At 68.2% G+C, this 20,613-nt stretch carries 20 protein-coding genes; 8 read left to right on the forward strand and 12 right to left on the reverse strand.

Annotated elements, in window-relative coordinates; genetic code table 11:
* Nucleotide 1 precedes the first annotated feature (1 nt).
* The 8 genes from flgI to AAIO73_RS09395 all read right to left on the reverse strand — a co-directional run bounded on the left by flgI (nt 2) and on the right by AAIO73_RS09395 (nt 7,770).
* The gene (flgI, locus tag AAIO73_RS09360; RefSeq protein ID WP_345877567.1) at nt 2–1,126 is read right to left on the reverse strand and encodes a flagellar basal body P-ring protein FlgI; all 1,125 of its coding nucleotides are present in this window, start codon (nt 1,124–1,126) and stop codon (nt 2–4) included.
* Entirely contained in the window at nt 1,126–2,070 is a 945-nt protein-coding gene (locus tag AAIO73_RS09365) for a flagellar basal body L-ring protein FlgH (RefSeq protein WP_345877568.1), read from the reverse strand. Before AAIO73_RS09365 ends, flgI begins: the two co-directional genes overlap by 1 nt.
* Nucleotides 2,071–2,092: 22 nt before the next feature.
* Nucleotides 2,093–2,866: a flagellar hook-basal body protein gene (locus AAIO73_RS09370; RefSeq protein WP_345877569.1), complete on the reverse strand. Its 774-nt coding sequence runs from the start codon at nt 2,864–2,866 to the stop codon at nt 2,093–2,095.
* Nucleotides 2,863–3,510 carry a flagellar hook-basal body protein gene (locus tag AAIO73_RS09375; RefSeq protein WP_345877570.1) on the reverse strand — a complete coding sequence of 216 codons (648 nt, stop codon included), beginning with the start codon at nt 3,508–3,510 and terminating at the stop codon, nt 2,863–2,865. Before AAIO73_RS09375 ends, AAIO73_RS09370 begins: the two co-directional genes overlap by 4 nt.
* 271 nt (nt 3,511–3,781) lie before the next feature.
* The gene (locus AAIO73_RS09380; protein WP_345877571.1) at nt 3,782–4,132 is read right to left on the reverse strand and encodes a hypothetical protein; all 351 of its coding nucleotides are present in this window, start codon (nt 4,130–4,132) and stop codon (nt 3,782–3,784) included.
* A gap of 80 nt (nt 4,133–4,212) precedes the next feature.
* Nucleotides 4,213–5,514 (reverse strand): amidohydrolase family protein, encoded by a 1,302-nt coding sequence (locus AAIO73_RS09385; RefSeq protein ID WP_345877572.1) that lies wholly within the window; start codon nt 5,512–5,514, stop codon nt 4,213–4,215.
* Nucleotides 5,511–6,920: an amidohydrolase gene (locus AAIO73_RS09390; RefSeq protein WP_345878037.1), complete on the reverse strand. Its 1,410-nt coding sequence runs from the start codon at nt 6,918–6,920 to the stop codon at nt 5,511–5,513. Before AAIO73_RS09390 ends, AAIO73_RS09385 begins: the two co-directional genes overlap by 4 nt.
* A 43-nt stretch (nt 6,921–6,963) precedes the next feature.
* Complete coding sequence (locus AAIO73_RS09395) at nt 6,964–7,770, reverse strand: hypothetical protein (RefSeq protein WP_345877574.1); 807 nt, start codon at nt 7,768–7,770, stop codon at nt 6,964–6,966.
* A 125-nt stretch (nt 7,771–7,895) separates the two neighbouring features.
* Between AAIO73_RS09395 and AAIO73_RS09400 the strand changes: the two genes are divergently transcribed.
* The 8 genes from AAIO73_RS09400 to AAIO73_RS09435 all read left to right on the forward strand — a co-directional run bounded on the left by AAIO73_RS09400 (nt 7,896) and on the right by AAIO73_RS09435 (nt 16,394).
* Entirely contained in the window at nt 7,896–8,570 is a 675-nt protein-coding gene (locus tag AAIO73_RS09400; RefSeq protein WP_345877575.1) for a DUF4129 domain-containing protein, read from the forward strand.
* Nucleotides 8,567–9,790, forward strand: a complete 1,224-nt coding sequence (locus tag AAIO73_RS09405; protein WP_345877577.1) for a hypothetical protein — start codon at nt 8,567–8,569, stop codon at nt 9,788–9,790. The genes AAIO73_RS09400 and AAIO73_RS09405 overlap by 4 nt, the downstream gene beginning before the upstream one ends.
* On the forward strand, nt 9,787–10,743 hold the full coding sequence (locus AAIO73_RS09410; protein WP_345877579.1) for an AAA family ATPase: 957 nt from the start codon (nt 9,787–9,789) through the stop codon (nt 10,741–10,743). Before AAIO73_RS09405 ends, AAIO73_RS09410 begins: the two co-directional genes overlap by 4 nt.
* On the forward strand, nt 10,740–11,969 hold the full coding sequence (locus tag AAIO73_RS09415; protein ID WP_345877582.1) for a DUF58 domain-containing protein: 1,230 nt from the start codon (nt 10,740–10,742) through the stop codon (nt 11,967–11,969). The genes AAIO73_RS09410 and AAIO73_RS09415 overlap by 4 nt, the downstream gene beginning before the upstream one ends.
* On the forward strand, nt 11,966–12,952 hold the full coding sequence (locus AAIO73_RS09420; protein ID WP_345877583.1) for a stage II sporulation protein M: 987 nt from the start codon (nt 11,966–11,968) through the stop codon (nt 12,950–12,952). Before AAIO73_RS09415 ends, AAIO73_RS09420 begins: the two co-directional genes overlap by 4 nt.
* Nucleotides 12,945–13,838, forward strand: a complete 894-nt coding sequence (locus tag AAIO73_RS09425) for an RDD family protein (protein WP_345877585.1) — start codon at nt 12,945–12,947, stop codon at nt 13,836–13,838. Before AAIO73_RS09420 ends, AAIO73_RS09425 begins: the two co-directional genes overlap by 8 nt.
* Nucleotides 13,839–13,885: 47 nt before the next feature.
* Nucleotides 13,886–15,655, forward strand: coding sequence for a sensor domain-containing diguanylate cyclase (locus AAIO73_RS09430; protein WP_345877586.1), 1,770 nt, complete (start codon nt 13,886–13,888; stop codon nt 15,653–15,655).
* Nucleotides 15,656–15,725: 70 nt separating this feature from the next.
* Nucleotides 15,726–16,394, forward strand: a complete 669-nt coding sequence (locus tag AAIO73_RS09435) for a hypothetical protein (RefSeq protein ID WP_345877588.1) — start codon at nt 15,726–15,728, stop codon at nt 16,392–16,394.
* A gap of 11 nt (nt 16,395–16,405) precedes the next feature.
* Here the strand turns inward: AAIO73_RS09435 and AAIO73_RS09440 are convergent, their stop codons facing one another.
* From AAIO73_RS09440 to AAIO73_RS09455, 4 genes are all read right to left on the reverse strand, one after another.
* Nucleotides 16,406–17,245, reverse strand: coding sequence for an HpcH/HpaI aldolase/citrate lyase family protein (locus AAIO73_RS09440; protein WP_345877589.1), 840 nt, complete (start codon nt 17,243–17,245; stop codon nt 16,406–16,408).
* The gene (locus AAIO73_RS09445; RefSeq protein WP_345877591.1) at nt 17,242–17,691 is read right to left on the reverse strand and encodes a MaoC family dehydratase; all 450 of its coding nucleotides are present in this window, start codon (nt 17,689–17,691) and stop codon (nt 17,242–17,244) included. Before AAIO73_RS09445 ends, AAIO73_RS09440 begins: the two co-directional genes overlap by 4 nt.
* Nucleotides 17,688–19,547 carry an acetyl/propionyl/methylcrotonyl-CoA carboxylase subunit alpha gene (locus tag AAIO73_RS09450; RefSeq protein ID WP_345877593.1) on the reverse strand — a complete coding sequence of 620 codons (1,860 nt, stop codon included), beginning with the start codon at nt 19,545–19,547 and terminating at the stop codon, nt 17,688–17,690. The genes AAIO73_RS09445 and AAIO73_RS09450 overlap by 4 nt, the downstream gene beginning before the upstream one ends.
* A 112-nt stretch (nt 19,548–19,659) precedes the next feature.
* Nucleotides 19,660–20,562 (reverse strand): DUF3088 family protein, encoded by a 903-nt coding sequence (locus tag AAIO73_RS09455; protein WP_345877595.1) that lies wholly within the window; start codon nt 20,560–20,562, stop codon nt 19,660–19,662.
* Between the last annotated feature and the right edge of the window lie 51 nt (nt 20,563–20,613).

A 20,613-nucleotide genomic window follows, 5' to 3' on the forward strand; every position in this document is an offset into this window, starting at 1 on the left:
CTCATTTGACGATCAATTCGGCGTGCAGCGCGCCGGCGGCCTTGATGGCCTGCAAAATGCCGATCATCCGTTGGGTATCGACGCGGGCGCGCGACAGCCCCTGCACCAGATCGGCGATGGTGGTGTTGCCGAAGCGAATGGTCGCGTCGCCGCTGCCCTGCCGAACGGCCAACTTGGTATTGGTGACGACCAGGCTGCGTACCCCGGCGCCCGCCTCGACGTCGCTGGCGAAGCCGGCATAGAAATCGGGCTGCGAGGCGAAATTCTCGGCGACGACCGACACCTTGATATCGCCCTGCGCGATCACGACCGACGACAGCGTTACGTCGCCCCCCGCGACCACCGTGCCGGTGCGTTCGTTGATGACCACCCGCCGCGTCGCCGCCGGCTCGACCCCGACATTCTCCAGCGCCGCCAGAAACCCGGTCAGTCCGGCCGCGCCGCCGCCGTAACGCACCCGCACCTCATCGGCATTGCGCGCCCACGCAACGCCCGCCCCGAAACGGCGCACGATCCCGGCCGCGACCCGCTCGGCCATCTCGAAACTCGGGTCGGACAACAGGAACGACAATTCACCGCCGGGCTTCAGGATGTTGCTGTCGACCGCCGTCTCGATCGTCGCCCCGCCTTCCAAAATCGCCGAGGTCGGATAATTGCGCTGTTCGCGGTTCAGATCGCTGTCGAAGCGATGCCCGCCGACCAGCAACGGCCCCTGCGCCAGCGCATAAGGCTTGCCATCCGGCCCCAGCAGCGGCGTCATCACCAGCGTACCGCCCGCCAGACTGCGCGCATCGCCGATCGAGGCGATGGTGGCGTCGATCCGGTCGCCGACATTGGCGGAGGGCGGCAACATGCCGGTCACCATTACCACCGCGACGTTGCGGCTGCTGATCTCCGCCCCGGCGACATTGGTGCCGAGGCGATTGAGCACGTTGCGCAGCGCCTGTCGCGTGACGACGCTGCGCCGCGTATCGCCCGATCCCGACAGGCCGACGACCAGCCCGTACCCAACCAACGCATTCTGCCGCCAACCGTCGAACCGGCCCAGCGCCTTGATCGGCACCGACTGCGCAGCCGCTGGAACGCTCAGCAGCAACAGCGGCGCAAGGGCGAACCCGAACCGCATCAGCCGAGCCCCAGCGCGCCGAACAGGCGGTTGAGCAGCCCCGGCCGGCTGCCGCGCGACACGAAGCCGCGGCCGCCATAATCGATTTCGGCGTCGGCGATGCGCGACGACAACACGCTGTTGTCCGGCCCGATATCGGCGACGCGGATGCGCCCGCGCACCCCGACCTCGGTCCGCTCGCCGTTGATCGCCATGCGTTGCCGCCCGGTCACGATCAGATCGCCATTGGGCAGCACCGCGCTGACCGTCGCACTCAGTCGCGTGACCAGCCGCTCGCTGCGCCGGGCCTCGCCCCGCCCGCTGAACCCGCCGCCTAGCGTCGCGCGGCCGCCTTCGCCGACCGACCCGGCATCGATCGACGCCGACAAGTCGGTGGCCTTGCGCGTCGCATTCTGCGCCGAATTGCTGGCATCGGCGCTCTGAAAGACGACGATGGTCAGCGTATCGCCGACCTGTGCCGCGCGCTGATCGGTGGCGAGCGCGCCCCAGCCGCCCGGCCGGTACAGGTCGTCGCCAACGGCAAGCGGCGCGGCGAACACCTGCCCCTGCCCATCGCGCACGAACACCGACCGCCCCGACCGGCCGGGTTGCAACGTCGTCACCGGCCGCTCGATCATGACCGGCCCCGCGACCGAGCGCAGCGTCAACTCGCTACCGCCCGGCAAAACCGGTGCAGGCGACCAGTCGCGGCGCGCCGGCGCGGGTACCAGAAAGGTGATCGCAACGGTGCCGGTCCCGCCAACCTGCACGCCGGTCGCCCGCCGCACCATCGCCGCGACCGTCGCCGCATGCAGCGTCATCTGCCGCCGTCCGGCCGGCAGGCGCAACACCACCTGCCGCCCGGCGTCGCCGGCACCTTGCACCAGATCGGCGAGCGTCACCTCGCGCACGCGCACCTTCGCTTCGGCAACGAGCATCAGCCCGGCCGCCACCGTCATCAGCATTGTCCGTTTCCCCGTGTCCGCGTCAGCGCCGCAGCGTGTTCGCAATCCCCATCATCTGATCGGCCGCCTGCAATATCTGCGCATTCGCTGCATAGGCGCGCTGGACCAGCATCATCCGCACCATTTCCTCGGTCAGTTGCACGTTCGACCGCTCGACCGCGCCCTGGATCACCTGCCCCGCCCCGTCCTCGCCGGGCACCAGTTCCTCCAGCCGCGTGGCGTCCGCCACCCGGTACAGCCCGCCGTCCATCCGCGTCACCTCCGCCGCGTCGCTCAGCCGGACCAGCCGAATCTGCCCCAGTTCGACCGGCGCGGTGCCATCGGCTCCCTGCGCCCGGACCGTGCCATCGGCGGCAATCGAAAGCGCGGTCACGTCTTCGGGCACGGTGATAATGGCCTTCAGCGCAAAGCCGCCCGCACCGGTCAGCAGGCCGTCGTCGCCCACCTTCAGTCGACCGCCGCGCCACAACACGCTTTGCCCGTCCGGCCCCATCAATTCGATGAAGCCCGCGCCGTCGATCGCGACGTCCATCGCCGCACCGGTCCGCTGCAACTCGCCCGGATCGTTCAGCATGAATTGCAAATCGAGCGCCACTCCCGCCAGTGTCGGCGCCGCCGACTGCAGGTCGGCCGGCAGCAGCGTCGCATCGGGTCGGCTGGCCACCACATCAGCAAAGCGTATTTCCGACCGCTTGAACCCCGCCGTGTTGATGTTCGAAATATTGTTGGCGATCGCGTCGAGCGCCAGTTGCTGGGTGCGCAGTCCGATCGCGCCGATCTGATAGGCGTCGCTCATCCCTTGCCTCCGAAAGTGGCGGCGGCACGGCCCATCAACTCGTCATAGAGCTGAATCAGCCGCGCCCCGCTTTCCGCCTGCCGCATTGCGACCATCGTCTGGGTCATCTCGTCGCCCAGCGTCACGTTCGACGCTTCGAGCATCCCGGTTCGGATTTGGGCCCCGTCAGTGTCGACCATCGCCTGTCCGGCAAAGAAGCTTTCGCCGACCGCGGTCATCCCCGCCGGATCGTCGCAGCGTTCGACGGCGATGCGGGCAAGGTCGATCTTCGCACCGTCGATCACCAGGTCGCCGCCGCCCGACTGTTGCAGGACATAGCCCTGCGGCGTGACCAACGCGCCATCGGCGTCGCGGCGGAACTGCCCCTGTCGGGTATAAAGGGTGCGTTCGCCGTCACGAACGCGGAAATAGCCGTCGCCGCTGATCGCCATGTCTAACACGTTGCCGGTTTCGGTCAGCGATGCCTGTGCCGCATCGATCCGCGTCGCCAGCGCGACTTCGCTTCGCGCCGCGACCGTGTCGGCAAAGCCGATCCGCCGCTTATAGCCGGGCGTCGCCACGTTCGCGATATTATGTGCCGCGACATCCAGCCGTGCCTGCGCCATGCGCATCACCGCCGTCGCCGAATCCACCAACCCCGTCATGCCCATTCCCGCCAAAGCCGCGATGCGACGCTGATGCCGCAGCGTTTAGCGAACGAACAGGAGAAGCGAGTCCGCTTCGGAGCGGCGTTTCCTCCGATCCGGATGTGTCACCGTTGCGAAAGCCAATGAGTAGGTCAGACGACGTTGCGCAAGGCCCCAGACCCAGGGCGCGTCGGCTCTCAACAGATCGGGTGCCGTTCCACCGAAGGAAACGGAAGTTGCGTCACCCCGGATCAGGTCCGGAGTGACGCAATCCGACTACCGCGCAATCTTACCGCTGCGCCGCCGGCTGCGGGGTGAAGCTCGTCACGTTCGCCATCCCGTTCGCCCCGAACGTAATGACATGCCGCGATCCCTCGCGACAGGTCGCGACCCAGCTTCCCGGCTGCTCACCGCGCTCGGCAGAGGTCACGCCCTGACACGGCAGCCCGGCGTCGCGGATCGCGCGGATGAACACCGCCTCGCGCTGTCCGGGGGCCAGCGCGTCGACCTTCGCCGCCATCTCCGACGCTTGCTGCGCATTTGCCATCGCCGCCTGATTGGCGGCCGCCTGCTGCTCGGCGCTTGGGCCACAGGCCGCCAGCATCAGCGATCCACCCAGCATCACCAGCAACCCACGCATCTTTCCATCTCCCAAAGGCACCGCCGACGCGGCCAATGTCCGTTTCGGACAATCAACGACCGCGCCGACGGTTCCCCGGGTCAGCGCTGATACGCCTTGGGCAGTCCCTGTTCCTCGGGGACGAGATAGCGGTCGCGCAGGCGTGTCTGGCGGTTGGTCAGCGGTTGGTCCACTCCATCGATGAACAGCTGCGTCGGCACCGACCCGATCTCCAGCGGATCGCCGTCCCAGATCACCACGTCGCCGCGTCGTCCGGGAACCAGCATACCGATCTCACCGTCCATGCCGATCGCGCGCGCCGGCAGCGAGGTGATCGTCGCGAACGCCGCACCCCAGTCCAGCCCGGCCGCCCCCGGAATCTTCGACAGCGCGACCAGATTGCCGGCATATTGCCGCACCAGCCGTGCCTGCCGCGCTTCGTCGTCGCCGATCATGCCGATGCCGACGGTCACGCCCGCCGCCTTCATCCGCCCGATATTGGACTGGGTCGCCGCCAGCTGCTCGAAGCTGGCCGGCAGGTCGGCCAGCGCGCTGGCGAGCACCGGCACCCCCGCCGCCGCGATCTGCTGTGCGACCGTCCAGCCTTCGGCCGCACCGACCAGCACCGGCTTCAACCCCGGAAAGTCGCGCTTCAGCGCCAGCACGCCGAGAATGTCCGACGCGCGTTCGACATGGATCAGCAGCGGGACCTGCCCCGACAGCACGCCCTGCAACGCCTGCGCATCGGCGCGGGTCAGCAGCGCTTCCTTGCCGCGATCGGCAAAGCTCGCCGGGTTACGGCCGTACGCCTGCGCCTCGAACAACGCGTTGCGGAACATCGCCATTGCCGCCGGCCGGCTGCCGCCCGCCGCACGCGCGCCGGCCTCGCCCCATTCCATGAACTGGAAGGCGCGCGGACGGGTGACCGCGTCCATGTCGTTGCCGAGATCGATGACCGCGCCCTGTCCGGCAAAAATCGACCCGCCATTGTCGGGCGCGACCACCGCGCGGGTGACGCCGTCGGTGCGGTTGATCGCGATCGGCGTCGCCCGCGGGTTCAGGCCGGCGGTCACGTCGAGGCCCGCATTGAACACACTGTCGCGCGCCGAGGCGTCGTTGGTCGGACCGACGCCATCGACCTCGACGATGCCGAGGCGGGTGAAGCCCGCGACGATCCCCGGCGTCACATAGCGCCCGCCCGCATCGATCGTCTTGCCTCCGCCGGCGGCACCGCCGCGTCCGGCCGACACGACCCGCCCGCCGCGAATGACGACGGTGCCGCCCTCGATCGGCGCCGATCCGTCGCCCAGCACCAGCCGGGCATTGGTGATGGTCACATCCTGCGCGGCGGCAGGCGCGGCAATGGTGCTGCCGAGCAGCAGCGCGAAGATCAGGCGCTTCACTTCACATCCCCTTCGCCGGGCTGGCCAAGTTCGAAATCGGATACCGGCCGCAGCCGCGGATTATTGGCGTCGTAAAGCAGCGCGCCATCGACCCACACCATTTGCGGGCGGGTATAGACGCTGAACGGATCGCCGTTCCACAGCACGACATCGGCCATTTTGCCGGCCTGGAGCGAGCCGGTGACCTTGTCGATGCCCAGCGCCCGCGCCGGATTGATGCCCAGCCACGTCCAGGCATGTTCGGGCGTCACCGGCATGCCGGCGCGCTTGGCCGAGGCCATGACCTTCGCCACTTCCTGATTGAGTCGCTGGATGCCGTTCGCGTCGTCCGAATGGATCATCGCACACGCGCCCTGCTTGTCGAGGATCGGCAGGTTCTCGCCGATCCCGTCATAGCTTTCCATCTTGAAGCCATACCAGTCGGCCCACACCGCCGAACACACGCCCTGCGCCTTCAGCAGATCGGCGATCTTGTAGCTTTCGACGGCGTGGTGGAAGGCAGTGACCTTGTACCCCATCTCCTTGGCCATATCCATGACGATGGCCATTTCGTCGGCGCGGTAGCAGTGGTTGTGGACGAGGATCTCGCCGTCGAGCACCCCGCGCAGTGTATCCATGGCGAGGTCGCGCGCCGGCGCCTCCCCGCCATCGGCCTCATATTTGTCCCATTTGCGGTCATAGTCCTTCGCGCGCAGCCACGTCGCGCGATCGACCGCCAGATTGCCCATCCGCGTCGAGGGCATCCGCCCCTTCGACCCATAGACGCGCTTGGGATTCTCGCCGCACGCCATCTTCAAGCCGTACGGTGCGCCGGGGAACTTCATCGCCTGCATCGTCCGGCCATAGACGTTCTTCAGCGTCACCGACCGCCCGCCCATCAGGTTCGCCGAACCGGGCAGGATCTGCAGCGTCGTCACCCCGCCATTGGTCAGCGCCCGCGAGAAACCGGGATCCTGCGGCCAGACGCTGTGTTCGGCCCAGACGTCGGCGGTGACGGGTCCGGTCGCTTCGTTGCCGTCGCTATGCGCCTCGACGCCGGGGCTGGGATAATCGCCAAGATGACTGTGGACGTCGATGATGCCGGGGGTGACCCATTTGCCCTGCCCGTCGATCACCGTCACGCCATCGGCCGGCGCGATCGACTGGCCGACCTCGACGATCTTGCCGTCGCGGAACAGCACCGACCCCTTGTCGATCCGCCCGCCCTCGCCGTCATAGATGGTGACGTTGGTCACCAGCGTGGCCCGCCCCGGATAGGCACGATAGGTCGAAGGATAGGGGTCATGGTCATAACCCTTCCCCGCCCCCGGCCCCTTGCCCGTGCCGGCCGGCGCATCGCCCGAAGCCGACCGCACCTCGCCCTTGTCGCCGGTACAGGCGACCAGCCCGGCGGCGAGCGCCACCATCGTCAATGTTCGGATCACGCCTTACTCCCCTTGGTTATGTCGTTCAGGCGAACACCGCTTCGAGGTCATGACTGCCCATGCCTTCCTTCGCGGTTCGCGCCTCGTGATAGACGGCGGCGGCACCTGCCGCCTGCACCATGCCGACCAGCGTGCCGGTGATCGCGCCAGTGATTGCCTGCGGCCACCCGCCGTTCGTGCCACCGATCGCTAAGGCGACCGCCTGCCCCAGGCCGGCGAACAGCGACCACCCGACCAGCACAACCAGCAGCAACAGCAGCAATCGCCAGCGCATCCCGCGCATCAGTTCACTGCTGCGCGCAAAACTGTCGAACACCCCGCGCCCCTCGCCGACCAGCACCGGCAGGATGACGAACCATGTCAGCAACAAGATGATGCCCGGCACGAACAGGAACAGAAAGCCAAGCCCGATGCCGATCGCGCTCAACAGCACCAAACCCAGTCCCGGCAACAAGCGCCGCCCGGCCAATGCGAACGCGACGCCCACATCCGCCTCGCGCCCCGCCAGCGTGTCGAGCGCCAGCCGCGTCAGTGCCAGTTGCAACACCACCCAGACTACCGCACCAATGATTCCACCCCCGGCAAACACCGCCCACAGTCCGCTCACATCGGTCCCGAGCAGCGGCCGCAACAGCGAAGACGGCGCGTTGATGAAAAAACTCGCCGCGAGGAAGATCAGCGGCGCCCCGCCGACCGCACCGAAGCTGTTGGAGATGACCCGGCCGATACCGAAGGCATAGGGCGATCGCCGCCCCTCCATCCATGCCCCGACCAGAATGATCGCCAGCGCGACCAACGGCAGCGTCAAAACCAGCATTCCGAACGCTAGCATCTACTTCGTCCCCCCGACGCCTGCCCCGGCATCGGCCGAAAGTCTGGGTGGAAAAGCGTTGCATGTAAATCGGCGATTTGCTCCAAGCAGGGCACACGCCGCGGGGGCGTACCGAAGGGACCTAGGTGGCGCGGGGGCAGATCGCGAATAGCGTGAACAATGCCGCGTCGGCACCGCCCGCGATCGATTCCGACCGCGTGACGGCGGCATGGAAGGCGATCCGCGCCGACCCGTCGATCCAGTTCAACCTGCCGCCCAAACCGATTGAGCCGCGCGAACCGCCGCCCGGCTGGCTCGAACCGGTGCTGCGCGCGATCGGCGATTTCATCCAGTGGGTCGGCGGCGGATGGCAGGTGATCCTGTGGATCATCGGCATCGCCATCGCCGCAGCACTCCTGTTCGCGCTGGTGCCGGGCCTGCGCGACTGGCTGCGCGAGCGCTTCGCCGGCAAGACCCAGTCCGAAGAACCGCAATGGGCACCGACCGAGACCCGCGCCCGCGCACTGCTGGAGGATGCCGACGCGCTCGCCGCCGCCGGACGGTTCGACGAAGCGGTCCATCTGCTCCTCTTCCGCAGCATCGACGACATCGTCGCATGGCGCGGCGACGTGGTCCGCCCGGCCGATACCAGCCGCGATATCGCCCGCGCCGACGCCCTGCCCCCGGCGGCGCGCGGCGTCTTCGCCGGCATCGTCGCGGCGGTCGAACGCAGCCTGTTCGGCGGGCGTGCCCTTGACGACGGCGACTGGCAACGCGCGCGCGCCGACTATGCCGGTTTCGCGCTGAAGGGCGCCCGGTGAACCAGTCCTCGCCCTTCGCCGTCCGCACCGTCATCATCCTCGTGATCGCCGGCGCGCTGCTGCTGCTCGCCTCGATCCTGATGTCCGGGTTCGGCGATGAATTGTCGCGCGCCGTCGGCGATGCGCCCGCTGCTGATCGCAAGGACGGTGCGGGCTATCACGCCTTGCGCCGACTGGTCGATGCGGTGCAGCCGCCCGAGCGCAACGACAAGAATACGCTCGGCAATCCGGCGATCCTGATCCTGACCCCAACGGAAACGACCCGGCCGGAAGATATCAAGACGATCGTCGACCGGCGGATCGCCCTAGCCAGTGCAACGACCGGCGGCGACGACTTCGTCGAGCGCAAAGGCCATCCGCTGATGCGCTTTCCCACCCTCATCATCCTGCCCAAATGGCAGACCGAGGCAATTCCACTGGGCGGGGGGAAAGTCCGCCGTACGGGCGTCGTGAACCTCAACCGTGTCGAGAAACTGGTCCCTGCCGAGATCGAATGGCATCAAGAGGAGCCGGGCGATGTCGGGGTCAGTGCCGACTATCCCGAAATCCGCCCCTTCGCCGTGCCCGACCGCCAACTCTATGCGGTGAAGGGCGACGCGATCGAACCGCTGATCGTCGCGCGCGACGGTGCGGCGGTGCTGGGACAGATCGGCAGCAGCGACACCTTCGTGCTGGTCGATCCCGATCTGGTCAACAACCGCGCCATGGCCGACGAACGCAATGCGCGGGCGGCACTCGCCATGCTGCGCGCGATCGATCCCGAACATGACGGGCGCGCAGTGTTCGACCGCTCGCTCCATTACACGCGCGGCGACCGCAATCTGGTCAAGCTGCTGTTCCTGCCACCGTTCCTCGGCGTGACCCTCGCGCTCATCGCCGCCGCGATCCTGGCCGGCATCGCCGCTGCCGGACGCTTCGGTCCGCCGGTCGCCGATGCGCGCGGAGTGGCGCTCGGCAAGCGGGCGCTGATCGACAATATCGTCGCGCTCACCCGGCTGGCGCGGCGCACCGCCCGCGCCGGCGAACGCTATGCGGACACGATGCTGGAGGTGACGTCGCGGCGGCTGCTGGCGGGCGAAATACCCTCGCCCGAACGGCTCGACCGCATCCATCCCGGCTATTCCGAACTCGACCGCCGCCTGCGCGATGCCAGCACCGAAAGCGACGCATTGGCCGCGGCGAAAGACCTGCACGCATGGAAGAAGGAAACAGGCGCATGACGCTCGACGAGGTACGGTCGCTGGGATCGGCGATCGACCGGGAGATCGGCAAGGCAGTGGTGGGACAGGCGGACGCGGTCCGGCTCCTCACCATCGCCTTGTTCTCGGCCGGTCACGTCCTGCTCGAAGGACCACCGGGCACCGCCAAGACGCTGCTCGCGCAGAGCTTCGCGCGTACGCTCGGTCTTGATTTCGGGCGAATTCAGTTCACGCCCGACCTGATGCCGGGCGACATCATCGGCTCCAACCTGTTCAATTTCCAGACGTCGCAATTCGCGCTGACCCGCGGGCCGGTATTCTGCGAATTGCTGCTGGCCGACGAAATCAACCGCACCCCGCCCAAGACGCAGGCGGCGTTGCTGGAGGCGATGCAGGAACGCCGCATCACCATCGACGGCCGCACCGAACAACTCTCGGACCGCTTCACCGTCGTCGCGACGCAGAACCCGATCGAGCAACAGGGCGTCTATCCGCTGCCCGAGGCACAGCTCGACCGCTTCCTGTTCAAGATCGCGATCGGCTGGCCCGATCTGGAGGCCGAACGCGCCATCGTCGCCCAATATGGCACCCGCACCGGCACCCCCGCCCCGCAGGATTCGGGCGTCGAACGGGTCGCCGATGCGGGCGCAATCGCCGCCGCGATCGACGCGGTCGGACAGGTGCGGTTGGTCGACGAAGTCATCGACTATATCGTCCGCCTGATCCGCGCGACCCGCGAACATGGCGACCTGTCCTCGGGCGCATCGCCGCGCGCCGCATCGGCGCTGGCGGCGGCGGCGCGGGCCGGGGCGGCGCTCGACGGGCGCGACTACGTCCTGCCCGACGATGTGAAGGCGCTCGCCCCCGCGCTGCTGCGCCACCGCCTGATCTTGTCGCCCAGCGCGGAGATCGACGGCCGCCGGATCGACGATGTCGTCGCCAGTCTGATCGCATCGGTCGAAGCACCGCGATGATCGTTCCCACGCCCCGTGCGATCCAGCTGACCGCGCTCGCCGCGCCGGTCGGCCTCGCGCTGGGTGTGATGGCCCCGGCGGCATGGATCGCCGCGCCGGTGTGGATCGTCGGCGTGCTGGCGCTGATCGTTGCCGACGCGGTATTGGCGAAGCGGCCGGCGGCAGCGCTGCCCGACCTCCCGGCGACGCTCAACATCGGCGAGACCTTCCGGCTGGGCAGCGCCGACCTCGCCGCCGCGATCGACGGTCCGGTCGAACGCAGCCGCCCCGGCGAATATCGCGCGGTCCGGCGCGGCCGGGCACGGCTGCACCGCCTGTGGACACGGCAGGCCGGTCCGCTCGGGCTGGCGTGGCGACAGGCCAGCCGCAAGACCGATCGCACCATCGCCATTCTGCCCGACATTCGTCCGGTCCGCGATCAGGGAATGCGCCAGTATTTGAACAGCGTGTCGGCCGGTAATCGCCTGCGCCGCGACCATGGCGACGGGCAGGATTTTCAGGTCCTGACCGATTTTCAGGCGGGCATGGAGCGCCGCGCGATCGACTGGAAGGCTTCGGCCCGCCATGCATCGCTGCTGGCGCGCGAATTCCATACCGAACGCGACAATATGATCGTGTTTGCGGTCGATGCCGGCCGTGCGATGACCGATCCGGTCGGCGACGTGCCGCGCATCGATCGAGCGGTGTCGTCGGCGCTGCTCGCGGCCTTCGTCGCCCTCAAATCGGGCGATCGGGTGCGGCTCTATTCCTTCGCCGCCCGGCCACAGGTCGACAGCGGCAGTATCACTGGCGGCACGCGCGGCTTCGCCCGGTTGCATCACGCCGCCGCCGATATCGATTACGGCGTCGAGGAGAGCAATTACACGCTCGGCCTCGTCACCCTCGACCAGAAGCTCGACCGGCGCGCGCTGGTGGTGCTGTTCACCGAATTCACCGACACGACCAGCGCCGAACTGCTGCTGGCGGCGGCGCAGCGGATGTTGAAGCGGCACCGTGTGCTGTTCGTGCTCTTCCGCGACCTTGAACTGGAGGGGGTTCGCGATGCCGTGCCCGATAGCGCCGACGATCTGGTCCGCGCCAATGTCGCCCATATGTTGCTGCGCGACCGCGCGATCGTCGTCGAACGGCTGCGGCGCATGGGCATCGACGTGATCGAGGCTTCGGCGGACGCGATGCCGCTCGCTTTGGTCGAACGCTATGTGAACCACCGGGAGCGCGGACGATGAGTGTCAACTTCGGCGCCCATCATTTCCGCACCGAACGCGAGGCCGACTGGGCGCGGCTGGAGGAACTCCTCGACAAGCTGGAGGCAAAATCGCCCCGCCGCCTGTCCGACACCGACCTGATCGACCTCCCGCGCCTCTACCGCGCGACACTTTCGTCACTTTCGATCGCCCGCGCCACCTCGCTCGACGCCTCGCTGGTCGGCTATCTGGAGGCGCTGTCGACCCGCGCCTATTTCGCGCTCTACTCCGCCCGCGAACCCTGGGGTCGGCAGGTAAAGGCTTTCTTCACGACGCATTGGCCGCGTGCCATCCGCGCCATCGCGTGGGAATTGCTGCTGTCGACCGCGCTGCTGCTGCTCAGCGCCTTCGCCGCGTACCACCTCGTCCGCAGCGATCCGGCATGGTATTCGGCGATGATCTCCCCCGAACTCGCCAGCGGCCGCGACATGAACGCGACGCCTGCGACCCTGCGGGAATCGCTCTACGGCAAGCCCGGCGAAGCGCCGCTCGAAATCTTCGCGACGTCGCTGTTCACCCATAATTCGCAGGTTGCGATCCTCGCCTTCGCCCTCGGCTTCCTGTTCGCCGTCCCGACGATCATCCTGGCCGTACAAAATGGCGCGATGGGCGGCGCGATGTTCGCCGCCTTCGTGCCGCACGGCCTCGGCTGGGGGCTGTTCGCATGGCTGATGATCCACGGCACGACCGAGATCGCCGCGATCGCCATCGCCAGTGCCGCCGGCATCCATATCGGCCTTGCCGTCGCCTTTCCCGGCGACCGCTCGCGCATGACGGCGGCGGCGGAGGCCGGGCGGCGCGGTGCGATCGTGATGATCGGCGTCATCCTGATGCTGCTGGTCGCCGGGCTGCTGGAAGGGTTCGGTCGGCAGCTGGTCAATGACGACAGCGCGCGCCTAGCGATCGGCGGCGGGATGCTGGCGCTGTGGATCGTGTATTTCAGCTTCGGCGGCCGGCGTGGCTAAACGACCGCGCAAGCCGCGTGCGCCCCGCACGCTCGACCGGCAACTGGTGACGCCCGAAGGGGTGCCGCTCAACCTCCGGCTCGGCTCGGCGGGCGCGCGCGCGGGGGCGTTCACGATCGATGCGATCATCATGCTGGCCATCCTGATCGGGACGACGCTGCTGATCGCCGCGCTGGCGATCGGCGGTCCCAAAGGGGCGCAGTCACTCTACGCGATTGTCTGGCTGCTCGGCTTCTTCGTACTCCGCAACTTCTACTTCGTCCTGCACGAAGCCGGCCGGCGTGCAGCGACCCCAGGCAAGCGGCTGATGAAGCTGCGCGTCGTGTCGCGCGACGGCGCACGGCTAACCGGTGCTGCGGTCCTCGCCCGCAACCTGATGCGCGAGATCGAGGTGTTTCTTCCGCTCACCTTCCTTGGTTTTGCCTTCGCCGAGGGGATGGCATCGCGCTGGACGGCCGTGCTGGCGCTTGGCTGGGCGCTGATCCTGTTGTTCCTGCCGCTTTTCAATCGCGACCGGCTGCGGGCGGGCGACCTGATCGCCGGGACATGGGTGGTCGAACGTGAGGTGCGCAAGCTGGGCGAGGATCTGTTGATCCAGACCGCGCACGAAAAGGACCGTGCCCGGATTGCGCCCTTCACCGCCGCCGATCTCGACGCCTATGGCGCGTTTGAGTTGCAGCGTCTGGAGGATGTGCTGCGCCGGAACGACCGCGCCGATCTGTTCGCGGTCGCCGGGGCGATCCGGCGCAAGCTGGGCCGGGCCGACGACGGCGCCGACTTAGCCTTTCTCGAAACCTATTATGGCGACCTGCGCCGCCATCTCGAACGGAAATTGCTGTTCGGCCAGCATAAGCGCGACAAATTCGACCGTAATGATTTGAACTGACGACAATTTATACGCCGCATTAACCGCTCTGCGCCACCGTTCACGGCATGTCGACGGAGAAACACAGGATCGGGATCGCGCTCTTTTCGGGGCTGATCTATTTCCTGTTGTCATTGCTGCCGATCGACGCCGCTCCCGATCAGGGCGTGGCGACGATGTGGCTGGCCGCCCCAGCGCTCCTCGCGCTGCTGATCGTGCGATCGCGCCGCGAATGGCGCGCGATCCTGATCGCTGCGACGATCGCCAGCCTTACGGCATCGGTCGTGCTGGGATACGGACTGGTCGCTGCCGTGCCGATGGCCGTCGCCAGGATCGGCGAGGTCGTGGTCGCCATCTCGCTGTTCCACCGGATGAAGATGCGCCGCGGCTTCCTCGGCACGCTCGCCCGGATAGGGCGTTATGTTCTGGCGATCGGGATCGTCGCGCCGGCGCTGGGCGCGACGATCGCTGCCGCCGTCGCCGCCCTGCAACATGATCCGTCCTTCGCGCAGCAGTGGCGGACGTGGTTCGTCGGCCATGGGCTGGGGATGATCGCCCTGACGCCGCTGTTCGCGATGCTGTTCTCGGGTGCGATCCGGCGCTGGTGGCGTGGCGCCGCGCTGCCGGTTCGCGGCGAGGGCATGATCCTTCTCGCCGCGACGGCGATCGTCGCAATGGGTGTTTTCGGGCAGGACCGCTTGCCGTTGCTGTTTCTACCGATCCTGCCGGTGATGCTCACGACCTTTCGATTAGGGCTGATCGGTGCTGCGACTTCGACGACGATACTGGCGGCGATTGGCGGCTATGCGACGCTGCACGACATGGGTCCGACGAATTTCCTCGGCAGCGACCTCCATCTTCGGCTCGAATTCCTACAACTTTACATCGCCAGCACGGTACTGACCGCCTTCCCGGTCGCGGCCGATCTCAGCCGGCGGCAATCGCTGTACCGCCGGTTGCGCGAAAGCGAGGCGCGCTATCGCCTGCTGGCCGACCATTCGAGCGACATCGTCCTGAGCCTCGATCGACGCGGGCGTATCGCCTATGTTTCGCGCTCGATCGAACCGGTCGTGGGCAAGTCGCCGGGTCAGCTGATCGGCACGCGGGCGCTCGAGCTGGTGCATCCCCTCGACCGCGACCTGGTATTGGTGGCGCACCGCGATGCGATCCATGCCCCGACAGGCACGCAAATCGTCGAATATCGGGCGCAGGTGGCCGGAGATGCGCTGTGCTGGTTCGAAGCGCATACCCGGGCGGTCACCGATGAGCATGGCGCTGTGACCGGCACGGTCTCGATGATCCGCGACGTGTCGCATCGCAAATCGCTGGAAGCCGAATTGTCGCGCGCGGCGTCGACCGATCCGTTGACCGGCCTCGTCAATCGGCGCGTGTTCGATTCGGCGTTGGCAGCACGGCTGGACGTTGCGGCAAGAGGCGGTCGCGGCGGCTGCGTCGCGGTGTTCGACCTCGACCATTTCAAGGCGGTCAACGACCGGTTCGGCCATGATGCCGGCGATCATGTCCTGCAATCCTTCGCCCGCATCGCGCGAGGCGTCGTGGGTGAGGATGACGTCGTTGCGCGATTGGGCGGCGAGGAATTCGGCATCCTGTTCCCCGATGCCGACATCACCCGTGCCCAGCATCTCAGCGAAAGGCTGCGCGCGACGCTGGCGGCAAGTCGGCTGACCCACGGCGACATATTGGTCGAACTGACGGTCAGCGCCGGGATCGCGACCATCGACGGCGGAGCCAGCGCCGCCACGGTGCTGCGCGCCGCCGACCGCGCGCTCTACGTTGCAAAGGCGGAGGGGCGCGACCGGCTGCGCCTCGCCGCATGACGGCGCGGTGGCGATGGCGGCGCAATTGGTGATAGGGTCGACGACCTTGGAAGAGCAGAGGAGGCGCGGTGTGCGCGAGACATGGTATCGCGACCCGCGATTGGGACTGGCAGTGGCAACGGTCGCCGCGATCGTGGTGGGCATCGCCGCCGGATCGACCGCCGAACCGTTGTGGCGGGTGCTACTTCTGGCGATGGCCGGGTTCGCGCTGGTCGGATGGGGCTGGTTCGCGATCCAGGGCATTGGCTGGCTGTGGCGGCGCCCCGACCGGCGCGAAATCCTGCAGGCGCTGACGCTGCAGAATGCGCAGCAGAATTTCAACCAGGCGGCATGGGGCCGGTTCGATCGCGATGCGACGATGCTGCGCATGTTGCTGGCCGAGCGGGCGCTGATCCCGATCGAGGCCGAACTGGTGCGGCATGCCATGGCGGTCGAGCAATTCAAGGCCGTGGCCGAAGCGCTGCCCGGCTTCTCACGCTCGGCGGCCTATTGGTACGACATCGCGTCGCAGGGCCATGCCGGTCTGCCGCACGCCACACCCACGCCCAGCGCGACCGCGCTGGAGGAAGCCGCCGCCGACTTGCCCGCGACGCCGCTGTCCGATGACGACCGCCGCGCGGCGCTCCATTATCTGGCCGTCCGCAAGCGGCTGACCGCCGACCGGGCACTGGTCGAGCGCGAACGCCGCGCTGCGCTGCGCAAGCTCGCCGCGCCGCCGCCGTCGATCCCGGTCGAGTAGGACGGCCTTCGTTAGGCGGACCCCAGCACCCGGCGGGCCTGTTTCAGATGCGGTGCATCGACCATGCGGCCGTCGACCTGCAATGTGCCGGCATCGGGCTGCGCGGTGAAGGCATCGACGATCGCCTGCGCCTGCGCGATGGCTTCGGGAGTCGGCGTGAAGGCGGCATTGATTGCGGCGACCTGTGTGGGGTGGATCGCCATCATCCCGGTGAAACCGTCCCGGGCCGCTCGGGCGGCGTAGGCAGCCAACCCCGCTTCGTCACGGATCGCCGGATAGACGGTGTCGATCGCCGCCACGCCGGCCGCGTGCGCGCCAAACAGGGTCAGCGAGCGGGCGAGTTCATAGGGCGCGGTATAGCGACCATCGTCCTCGCGCGCAGTCGTCGCACCGATCGCGGCGGGCAGGTCCTCGGCGCCCCAGGTTAGCCCGGCGAGACGGTGCGCAACCGCCGCATAGCTGCCGATCTGAAACATCGCTGCCGGCGTTTCGGTCGCGATCGGCAGCATCAGGAGATCGGCAAGGCCGCGCTCGGCCAGCAGCGTATCGATGCGGGCGATCGTCGCCGCGCCCTCGGCCTTGGGCACCACGATGCCGTCAGGTCGGGTGCCGAGCAGCGCATCGAGGTCGCCGACCGCTAGCGCCCCGTCGACCGGATTGACGCGGACGAAGCGCGGGACCGCAGCCGGCTCGCACAGCCATTCGGCGACCGCGGCGCGGGCACTCTCCTTGGCAGAGGCGGCGACCGCATCCTCGAGATCGAGGATCAGCGCATCGGCGCCGCTCGCCGCTGCCTTGGCGAAGCGATCGGGCCGGTCGCCAGGCACGAACAGCAGCGAACGCAACCTCATGGCCGACGCTTCAGCAGGGCGCTGCGCAGGCAGCGGCAGACCGTCTCGTCGCGCTGATTGAGCAACTCGTGGGTGAAGGTCACGATTCCGGCGTCGGGGCGCGACCGGCTGTTCTTCAACGCCGTAACCTCCGTCGTGGCGCGCAGCGTGTCGCCTATGAATACCGGCTTCGGCATCACCAGTTGATCATAGCCGAGATTGGCGACCAGCGTGCCAAGCGTCGTCTCGCCGACCGAGAGGCCGACCATCAACGCAAAGGTGAAGGTGCCGTTGACGAGGATCTGCCCGAACTCCGACGCCTTTGCCGCCTCCGCATCGATGTGCAGCGGTTGCGGGTTGTGGGTCATCGCCGAGAACAGCAGGTTGTCGGTCTCGGTCACGGTGCGGCGGATCGGGTGGTCGATCCGGTCGCCGATCTGCCATTCGTCGTAGAAACGGCCGGTCATGCTTCGTCCTTCGCGATGCGGGCCAGCAGCACGCCTTCGGCGACCTGCGCGCCTTCGCGGGCGGACAGGTCGGCGACGACGCCGTCGAACGGGCTGAGCAGCGCCTGTTCCATCTTCATCGCCTCCAGCACCACCAGCCGCTGACCGGCGGTTACACGGTCGCCCGGTGCCACCGCGACCGCGACGATACGGCCGGGCATGGGCGAGAGGATCGCGCCGTCGCCGGCACTCCCCGCCCCGCCCTGCCCCGCGACCGGTGCGGCGAAGGGAAAGGCTTCGCCGGCAGCGAAGACGACGCGTTCATGGGCGACCTGCGCGATTTGCCCCGCTGCGCCTGCGGGGGCGATATGGGTCGTGCCGCCGATCGAGACCGCGACGCGGGTGTCGGGTTCGGCGTTGAGGCGGAAGCCGGTCAGCGCCTGCCACGGATCGGTCGGATCGGTCGCGACCAGCGCCGCCGCCGCGCTGCCCATCACGGTTTCGGGCGGGGTGCCGGTCGGGACCAGCGTCTCCAGATGGCGTTCGATGAAGCCGGTATCGATCCGGCCCGCGACAAAATCGGCGTGTCCGGCGCAGCGGGCGAGGAAGGCGGCGTTGGTGCGGACCGGCCAGACCTGTACCTCCGCAGCGGCCTTTGCCAGCGCGGCGGCGGCGGCGGTGCGGGTCGGGCGGTGGACGATCAGCTTGGCGATCATCGGGTCGTAATGCGGCGTCACCGCATCCCCCTGCCGCACCCCCGCATCGACGCGGATATCGTCGGGGAGCTTCAGGTGCGTGAGGGGACCGGTCGAGGGCAGGAAGCCGGTCGTCGGGTTTTCGGCATAGAGCCGCGCCTCCATCGCCCAGCCGTTGATGGACAGCTGGTCCTGTCGCAGCGGCAGCGGCTCGCCCGATGCGACGCGGAGCTGCCATTCGACCAGGTCGGTGCCGGTAATCGCCTCGGTCACCGGATGTTCGACCTGCAGCCGAGTGTTCATTTCCATGAACCAGATGCGGTCGGCGCTAAGTCCCTGCGATCCGTCGGCGATGAATTCGATCGTCCCCGCACCGACATAGTCGACCGCGCGGGCGGCACGGACGGCGGCGTCGCAGACGGCGGCACGGGTCGCCGCGTCCATGCCGGGGGCCGGCGCTTCTTCGATCACCTTCTGGTGGCGGCGTTGCAGCGAGCAGTCGCGTTCGAACAGGTGGACGGCGTTGCCATGGGTGTCGCCAAAGACCTGCACCTCGATATGGCGCGGAGAAAGAATGTATTTCTCGATCAGCACCCGGTCGTCGCCGAACGCCGCCGCTGCCTCGCGGCGGCAACTGTCGAGCGCTTCGAGAAAGGCGGCGGGGGCGTCGACGCGGCGCATGCCCTTGCCGCCGCCGCCGGCCACGGCCTTGATGAGCACGGGATAGCCGATCGCGTCGGCCTCCGCCCGCAGCCGGTCGGGCGACTGGTCCTCGCCCAGATAACCGGGGGTAACGGGAACGCCGGCGGCGATCATCCGCGCCTTGGCCGCGTCCTTCAGGCCCATTGCCCGAATGGCGGATGCGGGGGCGCCGACCCAGATCAGGCCGGCGGCGGTAACGGCTTCCGCGAACTCGGCATTTTCGGACAGGAAGCCATAGCCGGGATGTATCGCCGCCGCGCCGGTTTCGCGGGCGGCGGCGAGGATTTTGGCGCCGTCGAGATAGCTTTCGCGGGCCGGGGCGGAGCCGATGCAGACCGCCTGGTCCGCCTCGGTCACGAAGGGCAGGCCGGCGTCGACGTCGCTATGGACGGCGATGGTGCGGATGCCGAGGCGGCGGGCGGTGCGGAGGATGCGGCGGGCGATTTCGCCGCGATTCGCGATCAGGAGCGATTCGATCACCGGACGTCCCCGAAGGTGACGAAGGTGCCACGTAGAAGGCCTTCGCGAGCGGTCGCGGCGACGCGCCCGGCGGGCGGGACAGGATAGGTCGCGCGGATCGTGTAGGAAAGCGTCATGGATGCGCCTCCGGGAAACCATGGCGGAGATGGAGCGCGTGGAGCAGCCCCTTGAAGTCGCTGACGAAGCGGGTGTCGCCGTGACGGCCGTCCGCAAGGGCGGCATCGGCACCGGCGCCAAGGACCAGCAGCGGCAGGTTCTGATGCGCCTCGCCCACTACCGCGATCACTGCGTCGCGGGGACTCGAATAGGGGATGCGGATGACCTGCAGCTCGGACGCCTTGTCGGGGAAACGGGCAAGCAGGCCGTCGATGGTGACACAGTCGCGGCAATAGAAGCTGCGGCCGGGCAAGGCCGGGTCTTCGAATTGCGGGTCGAGCAGGTAGAGGCGGTCGCGCATGGGTTGTTCCGTGGGAATGGGGTCGGCGTCAGGATCGACGCTGGTCGGGGACGAAGCGGGCGGCTGTGGCGTGAAGTCGACGCGCGGGCCCAGCATCGCGGCTGCGGCGAGCGCGAGGTCGCGGGCGCTAACCTCCGGCGCGGAAGGCGGATTTGGCTGAAACGCATCGACGATCGCGGCGCGCGCGGTGACCGGATCGGGCGCGAAGGCTGCGGCGAGACGCTGGGCGATCGCCTCGGCCTGGACAGTGGTCGCCTTCGCCTCGGCCGTCAGCGTGCCGCCGTCGCGGGGGTTCGGGGCGGCGGCAAGCTGCGCCTCAACTTCGGCAGTGACGCGGGCGACGGTGTGAAGAAAGCTCGACAACGCGGTGCCCGGCGGCAGGCTGGCGATGGCGCGGGTGACCATGGCGAGGATCGCGTCATAGGCGACGCTGTCGATGCCGGTGTTCGGGCCGGGGGTGAAGCCGGGTGCCGGGCCGGTCGGGGTTTTCGCCGGGGTGAAGGCGGGTTCGGTGAGTTTCACCGGGCGGATCGGGGGAAGGTTAGAGATGGCGGTCATGCGCCTCCCCTTTCCCCACGCGGGCCGTACCCCGGCGAAGGCCGGGGTCCA

The sequence above is a fragment of the Sphingomonas epibiotica genome (assembly GCF_039615155.1).
GTDB lineage: Bacteria > Pseudomonadota > Alphaproteobacteria > Sphingomonadales > Sphingomonadaceae > Sphingomonas.